The organism is Vreelandella hamiltonii (assembly GCF_014651775.1).
Lineage (GTDB): Bacteria > Pseudomonadota > Gammaproteobacteria > Pseudomonadales > Halomonadaceae > Vreelandella > Vreelandella hamiltonii.
Window position 1 is genome coordinate 37,029 of record NZ_BMXN01000009.1, and the last position, 13,453, is coordinate 50,481.

A 13,453-nucleotide genomic window follows, 5' to 3' on the forward strand; every position below is an offset into this window, starting at 1 on the left:
CAAAAAATGGAAGACTTACGCGGGCTGACGGAACAGCCACGGGCGCTGCTGACGATGCTGCGCTTCGAAGCTGCGAATGGCCTCTTCGTCTTGCAGGGTAATGCCGATATCGTCCAGGCCGTTCAGCAGGCAGTGCTTGCGGAATTCATCGACCTCGAATTCCAGAATCTCGCCGCTGGGCGTGATCACGCGCTGGTGCTCCAGGTCGACGTCCAGCTGGTAGCCTTCGTTGGCCTCCACCTCGGCAAACAGGCTATCCACCTGCTCTTCGGCCAGCGTCACCAGCAGGATGCCGTTCTTGAACGCGTTGTTGTAGAAGATATCGGCAAAGCTGGGGGCAATCACTACCTTGAAGCCAAAATCTTCCAGCGCCCAGGGCGCGTGCTCGCGGGAGCTGCCGCAGCCAAAGTTACGCCGTGCCAGCAGCACCTCGGCGCCTTTGAAGCGCGGCTGGTTCAACACGAAATCCGGATTCAGCGGGCGCTGGGAGCAGTCCTGACCGGGTTGGCCTTCGTCCAGGTAGCGCAGCTCATCGAACAGGTTCACGCCAAAGCCGGTCCGCTTGATGGACTTCAGGAACTGCTTCGGAATGATCAAATCGGTATCGACATTGGCACGGTCCAGTGGCGCGACGATGCCTTCAAAACGTTCGAACTTTTTCATGGCTCAGGCCTCCTGGGCGTGGGTGGCATCGTTGGCAGGCAAGGTACGGACATCGACGAAGTGGCCAGCAATGGCGGCCGCAGCGGCCATGGCCGGGCTCACCAGGTGCGTACGCCCGCCGTACCCCTGACGACCTTCGAAGTTACGGTTGGAGGTCGAGGCGCAGTGCTCGCCAGCGCCCAGCTTGTCGGCATTCATGGCCAGACACATGGAGCAACCCGGCTCGCGCCACTCGAAGCCCGCTTCGATGAAGATCTTGTCGAGGCCTTCGGCTTCCGCCTGGCGCTTCACCAGGCCAGACCCCGGCACCACCATGGCCAGCTTGATGGTATCGGCTACCTTGTTGCCCTTGGCCACCTTGGCGGCTTCACGCAGGTCTTCGATACGCGAGTTGGTGCAGGAGCCGATGAACACCTTGTCCAGCTTGATATCGGTAATTTTCTGGTTGGCCTGCAGGCCCATGTACTCCAGCGCGCGGGAGTGGCTGCGCTGGACGGTTTCGTCATCGGCGGCCTGGGGGTCGGGCACCTGACCGGAAATACCGGTGACCATTTCGGGGCTGGTGCCCCAGCTTACCTGAGGCTCGATCTCTTCGGCCTTCAGGGTGACCACTTTATCGAAGTGGGCATCGGCATCGGAGACCAGCAGACGCCAGTCGGCCACGGCGGCTTCCCACTGCTCGGCGGTGGGCGCAAAGGGGCGCTCGGCGAGGTAATCGATGGTGGTGTCGTCGACCGCAATCAGCCCCACTCGGGCACCCGCTTCGATGGCCATGTTGCACACGGTCATGCGGCCTTCCATGGAGAGCGATTCGATGGCGCTTCCAGCAAACTCGATGGCATAGCCGGTGCCGCCTGCGGTACCAATCTTGCCGATGATGGCCAGCACCACGTCCTTGGCGGTCACGCCCAGGCCCAGCTCGCCTTCCACGCGCACCTGCATGTTCTTCATCTTCTGCGCCAGCAAACACTGGGTAGCCAGCACGTGTTCCACTTCCGAGGTGCCGATACCGTGGGCCAGCGCGGCAAAGGCGCCGTGGGTGGCGGTATGCGAGTCGCCGCACACCACGGTCATGCCGGGCAGTGTGGCACCCTGCTCGGGGCCCACCACGTGCACGATGCCCTGGCGGGGGTCGTTGATCTTGAACTCTTCGATACCGAAGGCCTGGCAGTTGTCGTCCAGGGTCTGCACCTGAATCAACGAGACCGGGTCCTTGATGCCGCTGTTGCCCTCGGCACGCTCTTTCACCGTGGTGGGCACGTTATGATCGGGGGTGGCCAGGTTGGCATCCAGGCGCCAGGGCTTGCGGTTGGCCAGACGCAGGCCTTCAAACGCCTGTGGCGAGGTCACTTCGTGGAGCAGTTGGCGGTCGATGTAGATCAGCGCCGTGCCGTCATCGCGCTGCTTGACCAAGTGCTGGTTCCAGAGTTTGTCGTAAAGGGTTTGACCTGACATGTGGCTCTCCTGGGCAGTGCCCTGCTAGTCGTGTTGGCGGCTTCTACGGGCCGCTCTTGTCGCGGGCGTCATGGACGATGACCCGAGTGTTACCCGACTCGCACATAAAAGCAATTCATGTTATTCATACTTTAGATTCCAAACAGGAATAGATGATCAGGGAGCCGCCGTGGATACCCAAAGCCTGCAAGCCTTTCTCGCCGTGGCACAAACCCAAAGCTTCTCCCGCGCCGCCGAGCAGCTTCACCTTACGCAGCCAGCGGTGAGTAAACGCATTGCCACCCTGGAAGAGCTGCTGGGCACGCGGCTTTTCGACCGTATCGGGCGGAAAATCACCCTCACCGAGGCAGGCAACCTGCTGCTGCCCCGCGCCCAGCGTATCCTGTTCACCGTGGAAGACAGCCGCCGCGCACTGGCCAACCTTTCCGGCCAGGTGGGCGGCAAGCTCACCCTGGCCACCAGCCACCATATCGGCCTGCACCGGCTGCCGCCGCTACTCAAGCTCTACACCCAGCGCCACCCGGAAGTGGCCCTCGACCTGCACTTCCTGGACTCCGAGCTTGCCTATCAGGGCGTGGTGGATGGCACCCTGGAAATGGCCATCGTCACCCTGGCGCCCCACCCGGTGGAGCAGCTGCAGGTGGTCGAACTCTGGCGCGACCGGCTCTGCTTCGTCTGCGCCAAGGACCACCCGCTGGCCCAGCGCAGCCGCACCCAGGCCACGCTGAGCCTGGCCGAACTGTGCGAGGTGAACTGCGTGATGCCCGGCGCCAAGACCTTCACCCACACCCTGATCGGCCAGCGCTTCCAAGCCGCCGGCCTGACCCTGCCAGTCAGCATGTCCACCAACTACCTGGAAACCCTGAAAATGATGTGCAGCGTCGGGCTCGGCTGGAGCCTGCTGCCGGAAAGCATGCTCGACAGCGAACTGGTCGAGCTACCGGTGGATACCGACCCCATCCACCGCCCACTGGGTTATCTGGTGCACCACAACCGTACGCTCTCCAACGCAGCGCGCCGGATGATCGAGGCACTGGAGAATGCCCGCGCGTGATGGCCTGGTAGGGAGGTTTACAGTGCCAGGGCGTGGGGGCGTGTACTTACCTCTGGCTGTCGCGACCATCATTCAGCAGACTTGCATAATCCACCAGGGCCAGATAATCACGATTGGCGCCTTCACCTGCGTCACTACTGGCCTTGAAAAAGGCCTTTTCCAGCATTGCCTCACGCGACTCCATCAACTCCTGAGCAGCCTGCATGTGCTCGCTGACAATACGACGTGCCTCTTCCATGTTGGCAGCTCGTAGTGCGTCCACCAACCGTCGCTGATAGCGATAACCACGCTGCCGGAGTTCCGGGTAGGGTAAATCGTAGATTTTTTGGCACACCGTCAGGCTCATAAGAAGGCGAATAGGAAACCGGCACATCATGGCAAGCAGCGGATTCGGGCAGTAGTCCACCAGCACGAGATGAAACTCCAGCTCCTTGATACGCTGTATTCGCTCTTCGTCCAATGACTCAGGTGCATGGTCATAGTAGGTAATCGTCTCTTCCAAACGGGCGAAGGCCGTCTCGTCCAACTGCCCTTCCAGACTGGTGATCAACGCGGGCCAGAGTGCTTTGCGGGCTTCGTAGATATCATGAATGGTGGGCGGTTTGAAAAAAAAGTAATTGCCCAGCAATTCCATGGCGCGGTCATCGCTCACGTCGCTGATAAAAGCGCCACCACCAGGTCCTGTACGCGTTTGAATGAGCCCTTGTGCTTCAAGCCCTCTCAGGGCTTCTCTGATGGTCCCCTTGGAAGCCTGGAGCGCGTCAATCAAGTCAGACTCTTGCGGCAACCGGTCGCCAGGTTTGAGGCCATGGCGGGCGATGTACTCCTTGACCGCGTCGGCGATGACTTCGGTGCGTTTGCGCCTGATAGGCTGGCGTGGTCGATTCATGCGATTCCTGAAAGAATTAACAAGCGCGAAAGGACAATCATCCATGGCTTGAACAGTGGCGTACAGGAGACGTTGGTAGAGAACCTGGCTGAGGCGCAAGCCACCCCGCACGTCTACCCATCAACATTTTGACTATGCTGTCAGGATGATGAACGATGCTTCGTTTCCAGCGCTTTGCTGCCTTCCTTTTCACTCAGCGGCCACGAGGTATGCCCATGACCTACAGCCTAATTGCACTGGATGCAGATACCAACACCCTGGGCGTTGCCTGCGCGACGGGCGGGCCAGCCTTGGGTGGTTTTGTGCCCCATCTGCTGCCTGGCGTCGGCGCCGCCATTACCCAAGGATTTAGTACGCATGTGATGGCGGCCGAACAAGGCCTCGCACTGTTAGCACAAGGCATGGAGGTCGAAAAAGTGATAGCGCAGCTGCGACATCATGATCTGGGAGAGGCGTGGCGACAGATAGCCATCATGGATATTCATGGCCAAAGTGCAGGCTGGACAGGCGAACAGAATGTCCCCAAGGTTGGGATGCACCTTTCGACGGGGCTTGTGGTCGCAGGAAACATGTTGGCCAACGATCTGGTGATCCCGGCCATGGTAGATGCATTCCAGCAACACCAGTACTCCGAAAGCCTGGCACACGCCCTGCTGGCCGCACTACTGGCCGCGCAAAGCGCGGGTGGAGACCAGCGCGGTACGCGTTCGGCAGCTATCAAGATGCGAGCTCCCGGCGGCTTGCCGCTGGACTTACGGGTGGATGATGCACCCAGCGCGGCAACAGAGCTAGCCAAACTCTACCACCGCGTACAGGATAACGAGGAATACCAGACGTTCCTGCAGCGGCTCCCTACCGCCAGCCATCCCCATCGGCACTAGCCTTTGTGCACTTGCCCATCTGACCAGGGCTAGACATACGTCTAACCCTAGGCGCACCTCTTCCTGGTTAAGCCCCTGCCGTTACAAACGTTTTTGAAGCGCACTAACCGACTACCCTGCCATGGCCGTGAGCAAAGCGTTGACAGAGCCAAAGTGCGTCGCCTAGCCTAATTTATAATGATAAATAGACGCGACACGACACGCGCACGCTTGATAACGAGGTCACCATGACAATAACGCTGGAAGCGGCAGGTCAGCAGGCTTGGCATTGGCTTGAAGCAGCAGCACGCTGCTCGGAAACTCAGGACAGCGCTCAACAAGGCGTTACCCGCTTATGCGCTACGCCGGAGCACGAAGCAGTACTGGAAAAGCTGTCGAGCTGGATGGAAGCGCTGGGCATGTCGGTGAGGCGAGACCATGGCGCCAACCTCATTGGACGCCATGCCAGTCATTTACCCGACGCTAAAGTGCTACTGATGGGGTCTCACCAGGATACCGTTCCCAACGGTGGCAAATACGATGGCATGATGGGGATCATTCTGCCGCTTGCCTTGATCAGTTATCTCCGCGCCCAGCAAATTTCTCTCCCCTTTCATATCGATATCGTGGCCTTCAGCGATGAGGAAGGCACTCGATTTAGCTCTACGCTACTGGGTTCCAAAGTGTTGGCAGGCACGTTCGATCCCGACAGTCTTTCCGCCACCGACGACAACGGCATTTCCCTGGCACAGGCATTGCGCGATTTTGGATGCGACCCCGACAGCATTCCTGAGGACCGCTACGCTCCTGACGAGGTATTGGCCTTTCTGGAAGCTCACATCGAACAGGGGCCCCAACTGGAAGAGGCTTCGCTACCCGTAGGCGTGGTCAATGCGATTACCGGAATCGAGCGTCACCAATTCGTCATTCAGGGCATGGCTGGGCACGCTGGCACTGTCCCCATGGCTCTTCGTCGCGATGCGCTAGTGGGTGCTGCCGAAGTCATCCGGCTGGTCGATAACCTTTGTAAACAGACCGATCAGCTGGTCGGCGTGGTAGGTAAAATCACCAATGCGCCCAACGGGGTCAATGTCATTCCGCAAACCACCACACTCACGGTGGAGTTACGTTCGCCGCAAGATGCCATACGCCAGCAGGCGCGTTCAACGCTGCTCGATCAAGTCAGCCATGCACTGCCAGCGCTGAACCTCACTTACACGCATACCCAAACCTACGAACAAGCCGCCGTGCAGTGCGCCCCTTGGCTAACATCGACGTTGGAGCAAGCTGTGCAAGACAGCGGCGTCGCCCCGAAAGTGTTGTTCAGCGGCGCAGGCCACGATGGGTTGGCCATGGCGCAGCTATGTGATATCGGCATGCTCTTCGTGCGCTGCCACAAGGGGATCAGCCATCACCCGGACGAAGCCATCACCCCAGAGGACCTGATGAAGGCGATTCAGGTGCTCTACCACACCTGCCAACGCTTGGCTAAATGCTGCAATCCACCACGATAACGACCCATGGGTGCCTCATGAACCAACCACCGCAACACTCCAACAAGGCGTCTGCGACGGCGCAACGAAAATGGTACCAACAGGTACCTGACCCGATGGTCCTGATTTTCCTGATTCTGGTAGCCGCCTACCTGATGACGTTCATCGTCCCAGCAGGCGAGTTCGAGCGGGAAACCATCGATGGTCGCACCACCGTGATTCCGGGATCGTTCGATTACCTGGCCGATGTCGCCAATTTGCACTTATTCCGAATCTTTGTCGCCATTCCCGAAGGCTTGATCAACGCCTCGCAATTCCTGTTCATCGTGTTTATCGCAGGCGGACTGTTTCATATCCTGCAGCGCACGGGCGCCCTGGAAAATGCGATTGGCGTGGCGGTACACCGAGTCGGCGCAGAAAACAATCCTCGGAGCCGTAACCTCATCATTGCCGCAGGCACTTTCATTTACGGCTTTTTTGGTGTCGCAGTCGGCTTTGAAAACAATATTGCGCTGGTACCTATTGGCGTACTGATTGCCACTGCTATCGGTTGTTCACGCTTGGTCGGTGTCGTCATGGCAGTGGGCGGTATCGGTATCGGCTTCGCACTCTCTCCCATCAATCCTTATACCGTCGGCGTCGCGCAGGGCATTGGCGAACTACCCACCTTTTCGGGCTGGTGGCTCCGACTGGTCATGGTGCTGGCTTGCCTAAGCACCCTAACGGTCTTTATCTGCCGCTACGTAGTGAATGTCGACTACAAGGACGACCAGCCCGCCGAGTTGAACAAGCGCCTTCAGGATTACAGCTTATCGCGTCGCAACATCATGACGCTGGGCATTTTCATTGCTGGCCTGGTTATCATGCTGGTCGGTGTTTTTACTCGCGGCTGGTACATCAATGAAATCGCTGCGATGTTCTTGCTCATGGCCATCGTGATCGGCTTTGCCAATGGCCTGGGCGCCAACGAGCTGGTCAAGCAGATGATGGAAGGGGCGGCTTCCGTCACTGCGGGCGCGCTGGTGATTGGCGTAGCAGCCTCGATTCAGGTCATTCTTCAGGATGCCCATATCATCGATACTATCGTCAATTCGCTGAGCAGCCTGGTAGGCGACATGCCTATTGCCATGGCAGCGGTGGCTTCCAGTGTCATCCAGGGGATCATTAACCTCTTCATTCCCGGCGGATCAGGCCAAGCGTTGGTCACCATGCCGATACTGATTCCTCTGGCGGATCTCATCGGCATGAGCCGCCAGTTGATGATCACATCGTTCCAGGTCGGCGACGGCCTCACCAACCTGATCGTTCCCACCTCAGGCGGCACCCTGGCCATGCTGGCACTGGGAAAAGTGTCTTATGCCCAGTGGCTAAAGGTGATCATGCCCCTGCTGGCTCTCATTTACGTCATGTGCTGGATAGCACTCGTGGCAGGGCATTATCTCGGCTACTGATCGTGTGATCGGCCACGGGGGAGTGCTTGCCTCCCCCGTGGATACTACTCTCTTTACTCAACGCAGCGTGTGGATGAACCGCACACTACGTGATGGGATGAGGGCCAACGGCTTGCAAGAGATGCCCTCGGTTTGGCGGCTATGCAGACCACGCTATCATGTTCGCCATACACATTTCCGCGATTACAACAGCGCCTGTTTGACAGCCTCTTCCAGCGACAGCGTGGGCCTACCCAGCAACTGGCTCAACTGACGGCCCTCATCCAACAGGGCCCCCTTGGCTACCCCCCTATCGGCGTCTGCCAATACGCTAGCGAACTCCTTCGGCAGCCCCGCCTGCTGCAAAGCACTTACGTAATCGGCCTCACTCACGTTGACGTAATCGACGCGCTGTCCGCTTTGCCGCGCGATAACGGCTGCCAGCTCGCCCAGCGTATACGCGCTGTCACCTGCCAACTCATACACGGGCTCCCTGTGCTGATCGCTGGCCAGCACGATGGCCGCTGCTTCGGCGTAATCAGCCCGCCCAGCCGAGGCAATCCGCCCCTCGTCGGCACAGCCAAACAAGGCACCCTGGGCGACCGCCCCAGGAGCTCCCTGCGTATAATTTTCGGTGTACCAGCCGTTGCGCAGCAGCACATAAGGAACACCAGAGGCATGAATCAGTGCCTCGGTCTCACGGTGCTCCTGCGCTAGACCAAGCGGCGACGAATCGGCATGCAGTAGGCTGGTATACGCCAATAGTGCCACGCCCTGACGCTTCGCAGCCTCGATGACCGCCCGATGCTGATCGACACGCTGGCCAATCTCGCTAGACGAGATCAGCAGCACCTTTTCGGCTCCTTGCAAAGCCGCTTGCCAGCTATCGGGGTCATCGTAATTGGCTTGACGTACATGTACGCCTAGCTCGGCCAGCGGCTGGGCTTTTTCCACATTTCGCACGGCGGCCACAATGTGCTCGGCAGGCACGCGCTTCACTAGCGCATCAATCACCAAGCCGCCTAGCTGTCCGGTAGCACCCGTTACTACGATCATGTTTTCACCTCATTCATCTGCAATGGTTGGTGAAATGAAGCGTACCCTTTAAACTAACTTTTAGTAAGTACGCACAAAAAGGTAAGTACCATGACCCGTCACTCAACGCCCCCTGATCAAAGCGCCAGCCATGGGGCACTCGCCAATGCCATGCGCCGTGGCGAAGTACTCGCAAAAGCCTGCCCATCACGGCAGATTTTGAAACACGTGACCAGCCAGTGGGGGGTTTTAGTGCTGCTGGTGTTGATGAAAGGCACCCACCGCTTCAGCGAACTGCGCCGCAAGATCGAGGGTGTCAGTGAGAAAATGCTGGCACAAACGCTTCAGCAACTGGAAGAAGATGGCCTGGTCGCACGCTATGCGCGTCCCGTTGTGCCGCCGCATGTGGAGTATTCATTAACGTCGCCAGGCAAAGAGCTGGGGCAGCACATCGAAGCGCTAACCGATTGGATCGAACACAACCTGCCTACACTGCTTGCTGCAAGCCGAAAGCCTGACTAGCTACCCATGCTCAAGCGATGCAGGGCCGCATTACTTTGCACGATGGAGGGCGTGACCTCATCCAGCGCCACCTTGACCATGCCCGCTGCCACGGCCTCTACCGAAATAGGCCGCAGGGTAAGCGGTAGCCACCGCACTGCGGGTGCCAGCACCGCGCTCGCCCACGTCTCTGCCAAGCGCCCATCCTGAGGCCGCCCCAATAACAGCGAGGGGCGAGCAAAGAACACACAGGGCAACCCTAGCGCCTGAATATCCCGCTCCACTTCGCCTTTCACGCGGTTATAAAATATCGACGAGCGAGCGTTGGCACCGTGCGCCGTCACCACGGCTAACCGGCTCACCCCCGCCGCTTTGCAGGCACGGGCAAACGCCAGCACCAACCCATGATCCACGCAGCGAAACGCCTCTTTACTCCCTGCCTGCTTTTTCGTGGTGCCCAGCGCTACAAACGCCATGGCCCCAGCGGCCACCAGCTCGGCAACCTCAGCTTCCAACCGTTCGAAATCCAGCAGCACAGGCTGAAGCCTGGAAGCGTTCGCGTGGGGAAATTCACGGGCAACATCCAGCTCGCGGCGGGTCACGACGATGACGCTCTCCACCTCATCGCGCTAGGAAAGCTGCGTCACGAGGTGCTGGCCAATGGCGCCAGTGGCACCAAGAACGATGGCGGTGGTGGGCATGATTGACCTCTTGAAAATGTGAACGTCTGGCCAAGCCAGTACGCAGCAGTTTGCTACTGGTGTAGCGTCACGCTACAATTTTTTAAGTCCAACGACAGGAGTGACTGATGTCTACTGCAAGCATACGCTTAGATAAAGAACTGGTGGATAAAGCGGCCATCATGGCAAGGGCTTTACACCGTACAACACCCAAGCAAATAGAACACTGGGCAAAAATCGGCGAGATGATGGAAGACAACCCCGATTTGCCCTACGACTTTGTCCGCCAAGCCATCATCGCACAGGCAGAACGTGATGCTGGAAAGCTGGAGGCCTACGATTTTGATTAGCGCTACCAGCGTATTACAAACGCCTTCCTTCAAGAAAGCGGTCAAAAAACTCAAGCCAAATCAAAAAAAAGACCTGGACTCTGTCATCAGGCAGCTAATGGCCGACCCCTATATGGGAGAACAGAAGAAAGGCGACCTGGCTTTCCTGCGAGTACACAAGTTCAAAATGAACAAGCAACTGACCCTACTGGGTTATAGCTTCCATGAGGGTGTTCTTGTGCTTGAGCTGATGGCACTGGGCTCACACGAAAACGTCTACCGCGATATCAAACGACAGTAGCGCGTGGTAACGAGCGAGCAGCGAGGCACCCGCGAGGCCGCGCCACCGAGAGAACAGGTAAGCAACCCGCCACGCTCCACCATCACTGGAGTGGATAAACACCCACCTCACGAATCAGGTATCGCCCCCTACAAACCGCGACCTCACCTCTGCTGACGGCACCATACAGGCATCTTTCTTACCAAAGAGACGATAGCGATGCCGCGCGAATAGTTTATAAGCCGCGTCCCTGATCGGCCTGGGCACCCCCTTGAGCGAATAACACAGCCGCCAAGGCCCTTTCAGGTCTTTGGCAATCTCAAGGGCGGCATCCGAGAGCACATAACACTCACCCTCCTTGATCAGCACCAGGGTGTCCGTGCCCACATCGGGGACGTTGAAGCGCTCCGTCAGCTCTTGGGCCAACTCACTCTGCATCGGGGTGAAGGCAAAGACGCCCTCTGGATCTCTCTTGATGATGAAATTCACCGCGCCGTTGCAGAAGTTGCACACACCATCGAATATCACGATATGCCGATTATCCATAGGCTCCTGAAGAAAGAAGACGTTCGTTCGACATGGGCAAGTTGCCTGACACTACGGGCAACGGCGTACCATGGCAATTCGCTGCATCGGGTCGGGAAGCGCTGCCCGCTGTTCTCGCAAGATAGCGCAGAGCTCTGCACCGCACTCTTCTTCCGGATGCTTCACAAAACCATGTTTCTCGTAGAAGGGCTTATTCCAGGGCAAATGCGCATAGGTGGTAAGCCAGAGGGGCCGATGAGCGCTCCATGAAATAGCGTGATGAACCAGCATGCTACCTATCCCTTGGTGCATATGGCCCGTGCGTACGGAAAGTTGATCCAGATAAGGCTCTCCATCAACGTCACCGAGGATCATGAAGCCGACAGGCCTATTGCCAGTGTCAGCGGCCACCAGGGCAAGCCCGCGTTCAATGGCAAGAGCCCACCGCTGCTGTTCGGATACCACAAAAGGATGCCCCTGCTCGATATCGATGTCGAGCCCAGCACGAACGAACAGCTGACTCGCATCATCGTCGATGGCTACCAGCGCCCCCAGCTCATTAACATGGGCTGTACGCAGCGTTACTCCGTTCATGATGCCGCTCCTTGATTGTTCGAGCGCCTATTGGGTGGACCTATTGGATGGAAAAGGTTAACCAAAATGCCTAGCCGCTTCATGAGGAAACGTTGCCCGTCACCACCTGTCCAGCACTTTGTCGAGGTGGTGTATTGGTCGGTGAGAACCACAGCACCGTCACCATGCCCGCCAACACCAGCGCCACTCCCAACACACGCCCCATGCTGAGCTCTCTGACAGGCAAGTTCATCCAGCCGTGGTAATCCAGCAGCAGAGATGCGATCAACTGCCCTGCAATCACACACACCATGAAGCTGGTGGCTCCCACTCGCGGCACCAGTATCAGCGCCGACGACACATAGATAGCGCCTGCCACGCCGCCCAGCCATGCCCACGCGGGAAGGTGCCTGATAACAGGAGGCGCTGCCTGCATCGCCAGCGCAATGGGAATAACGACCAGAATACTCACCATCAGAGAGACCAGTGTCGCCCAAAGAGGATGGCCCAACGCTCGGCCCAATTCGGCGTTGCTACCTGCTTGAAACGGCACCAAAGCGCCCGCGATGACCGCCACCGCCGCCAGTGCCACTACGCAGAAAGATGAGTTCATGCCAAGGCTCCTGATACATCTGTAAGGTGCCTTTTATCTTGTATAATTCATTTTAAGAATTGAAATTCCATTTTTTATTTACCACTATTCGGGTTATGAATAATTTAAGACGCATCGATCTCAACCTGCTGGTTACCCTTCACGCGCTACTGGTGGAAAAGCATGTCTCGCGAGCGGCACGCCGCTTACATAAAAGCCAACCTGCCGTGAGCCATGCACTCGCCCACCTGCGTGCCATCTTTGACGACCCGCTGCTGGTGCGACGAACAGGCAAACTGGAGCTCACTTCTCGCGCCAGCGAGCTGCTACCGGCATTGACGGAAGCGCTGCATCAGCTCGGCGCACTGCTCGACCAGCCCGCCTTCGACCCCGCCCAGGCAAAGCGGGTGTTTCGGCTGGCCATGTCGGACTATGGCTCTCGGGTAATTCTGCCAGGCCTGGTACAGCGCTTGCGCTCCGACGCCCCGGGGGTCGAGCTTCAAGTCGCGCAAGGTAGCCGAGCCTCGATGCTGGCAGGGGTCCATGACGGAGAGATCGACATGGCGTTTGGCGTGTTCTCGTCACCCCTTTCCGATGAATTGCACACCCATACGCTCTTCATCGAACACTTCGTTTGTGCGGCGGATAAAAACACTCTGCCCAGCACGGGTAGCCTGGATAAAACGGCGTGGCTTTCGAGGCCCCACGTGCTGGTGGCCATGCACAGCAGTGAAAGCAACGAGATAGAGAACGCACTGCATCGCGAAGGCGTCACCCGCCGGGTCGCCATCACTTTGCCCCACTGGGGCGTCGCCAGCCGCGTGGTGGCCAACACCGACCTGATCCTGACAGCCGCCCGGCGCAGCTTCGATCTGTTTCTGGAAGACTCACCGCTGCGGCTCTTCGCGCCCCCTTACCCCATCGACCCATTTGCATACGACATGGTCTGGCACTCACGGCGAGAAAGCGATCCCGGCCACAACTGGCTAAGGCAAACGATCATTGAAATACTGCGAGAAAGCGCGTGATGTGAGCACATCGCTTCACGACAGTACGACGCGCCACCCAAGGCAATACACCCGTAGCGCGTGGTA

16 protein-coding genes are annotated in these 13,453 nt (G+C 58.3%); 8 read left to right on the forward strand and 8 right to left on the reverse strand.

All coding sequences use genetic code 11. The annotated features are described in order from the left end of the window. Positions 1 to 15 precede the first annotated feature (15 nt). Both leuD and leuC read right to left on the reverse strand, forming a co-directional pair. Positions 16 to 663, reverse strand: a complete 648-nt coding sequence (gene leuD / locus IE091_RS09615; protein WP_189463535.1) for a 3-isopropylmalate dehydratase small subunit — start codon at positions 661 to 663, stop codon at positions 16 to 18. A gap of 3 nt (positions 664 to 666) precedes the next feature. Beyond that, entirely contained in the window at positions 667 to 2,118 is a 1,452-nt protein-coding gene (gene leuC / locus IE091_RS09620) for a 3-isopropylmalate dehydratase large subunit (RefSeq protein WP_096922860.1), read from the reverse strand. Positions 2,119 to 2,287: 169 nt separating this feature from the next. On the opposite strand from leuC, the gene IE091_RS09625 reads away from it, so the two are divergent. Continuing rightward, positions 2,288 to 3,172 (forward strand): LysR family transcriptional regulator, encoded by an 885-nt coding sequence (locus IE091_RS09625; RefSeq protein ID WP_189463536.1) that lies wholly within the window; start codon positions 2,288 to 2,290, stop codon positions 3,170 to 3,172. A gap of 46 nt (positions 3,173 to 3,218) precedes the next feature. Here IE091_RS09625 and IE091_RS09630 read toward each other — a convergent pair whose 3' ends face one another. Then, a complete protein-coding gene (locus IE091_RS09630; protein ID WP_189463537.1) occupies positions 3,219 to 4,061 on the reverse strand; it encodes a FadR/GntR family transcriptional regulator in 843 nt (280 codons plus the stop codon). A gap of 215 nt (positions 4,062 to 4,276) precedes the next feature. Between IE091_RS09630 and IE091_RS09635 the strand changes: the two genes are divergently transcribed. The 3 genes from IE091_RS09635 (at position 4,277) to IE091_RS09645 (ending at position 7,865) form a co-directional block, all read left to right on the forward strand. Next, complete coding sequence (locus tag IE091_RS09635) at positions 4,277 to 4,942, forward strand: DUF1028 domain-containing protein (RefSeq protein ID WP_189463538.1); 666 nt, start codon at positions 4,277 to 4,279, stop codon at positions 4,940 to 4,942. A 227-nt stretch (positions 4,943 to 5,169) separates the two neighbouring features. Further along, positions 5,170 to 6,435: an allantoate amidohydrolase gene (locus IE091_RS09640; RefSeq protein WP_189463539.1), complete on the forward strand. Its 1,266-nt coding sequence runs from the start codon at positions 5,170 to 5,172 to the stop codon at positions 6,433 to 6,435. 17 nt (positions 6,436 to 6,452) lie between these two features. Next, complete coding sequence (locus IE091_RS09645) at positions 6,453 to 7,865, forward strand: YfcC family protein (RefSeq protein WP_229800803.1); 1,413 nt, start codon at positions 6,453 to 6,455, stop codon at positions 7,863 to 7,865. A 183-nt stretch (positions 7,866 to 8,048) separates the two neighbouring features. Here IE091_RS09645 and IE091_RS09650 read toward each other — a convergent pair whose 3' ends face one another. Beyond that, on the reverse strand, positions 8,049 to 8,900 hold the full coding sequence (locus tag IE091_RS09650; RefSeq protein ID WP_189463540.1) for an SDR family oxidoreductase: 852 nt from the start codon (positions 8,898 to 8,900) through the stop codon (positions 8,049 to 8,051). A 90-nt stretch (positions 8,901 to 8,990) separates the two neighbouring features. Between IE091_RS09650 and IE091_RS09655 the strand changes: the two genes are divergently transcribed. Next, positions 8,991 to 9,401 (forward strand): winged helix-turn-helix transcriptional regulator, encoded by a 411-nt coding sequence (locus tag IE091_RS09655; RefSeq protein ID WP_189463541.1) that lies wholly within the window; start codon positions 8,991 to 8,993, stop codon positions 9,399 to 9,401. Here the strand turns inward: IE091_RS09655 and IE091_RS09660 are convergent. Continuing rightward, a complete protein-coding gene (locus IE091_RS09660; protein ID WP_229800804.1) occupies positions 9,398 to 9,982 on the reverse strand; it encodes a Rossmann-fold NAD(P)-binding domain-containing protein in 585 nt (194 codons plus the stop codon). The two genes, IE091_RS09655 and IE091_RS09660, sit on opposite strands and share 4 nt — an antisense overlap. Positions 9,983 to 10,188: 206 nt before the next feature. Here IE091_RS09660 and IE091_RS09665 point away from each other — a divergent pair, with 206 nt between their 5' ends. Together IE091_RS09665 and IE091_RS09670 are read left to right on the forward strand one after the other, a co-directional pair. Further along, positions 10,189 to 10,410 carry a TA system antitoxin ParD family protein gene (locus IE091_RS09665; RefSeq protein ID WP_016914058.1) on the forward strand — a complete coding sequence of 74 codons (222 nt, stop codon included), beginning with the start codon at positions 10,189 to 10,191 and terminating at the stop codon, positions 10,408 to 10,410. Then, positions 10,403 to 10,690: a type II toxin-antitoxin system RelE/ParE family toxin gene (locus tag IE091_RS09670; protein ID WP_189463579.1), complete on the forward strand. Its 288-nt coding sequence runs from the start codon at positions 10,403 to 10,405 to the stop codon at positions 10,688 to 10,690. The genes IE091_RS09665 and IE091_RS09670 overlap by 8 nt, the downstream gene beginning before the upstream one ends. A gap of 114 nt (positions 10,691 to 10,804) precedes the next feature. Here the strand turns inward: IE091_RS09670 and IE091_RS09675 are convergent, their stop codons facing one another. The 3 genes from IE091_RS09675 to IE091_RS09685 form a co-directional block, all read right to left on the reverse strand. Then, positions 10,805 to 11,215: a thiol-disulfide oxidoreductase DCC family protein gene (locus tag IE091_RS09675; protein WP_189463542.1), complete on the reverse strand. Its 411-nt coding sequence runs from the start codon at positions 11,213 to 11,215 to the stop codon at positions 10,805 to 10,807. Positions 11,216 to 11,266: 51 nt separating this feature from the next. Then, entirely contained in the window at positions 11,267 to 11,788 is a 522-nt protein-coding gene (locus IE091_RS09680; RefSeq protein ID WP_189463543.1) for a GNAT family N-acetyltransferase, read from the reverse strand. A gap of 79 nt (positions 11,789 to 11,867) precedes the next feature. Next, on the reverse strand, positions 11,868 to 12,380 hold the full coding sequence (locus IE091_RS09685) for a DMT family transporter (protein WP_144983207.1): 513 nt from the start codon (positions 12,378 to 12,380) through the stop codon (positions 11,868 to 11,870). A 95-nt stretch (positions 12,381 to 12,475) separates the two neighbouring features. On the opposite strand from IE091_RS09685, the gene IE091_RS09690 reads away from it, so the two are divergent. Beyond that, positions 12,476 to 13,387 carry a LysR family transcriptional regulator gene (locus tag IE091_RS09690; RefSeq protein ID WP_189463544.1) on the forward strand — a complete coding sequence of 304 codons (912 nt, stop codon included), beginning with the start codon at positions 12,476 to 12,478 and terminating at the stop codon, positions 13,385 to 13,387. Positions 13,388 to 13,453 lie beyond the last annotated feature (66 nt).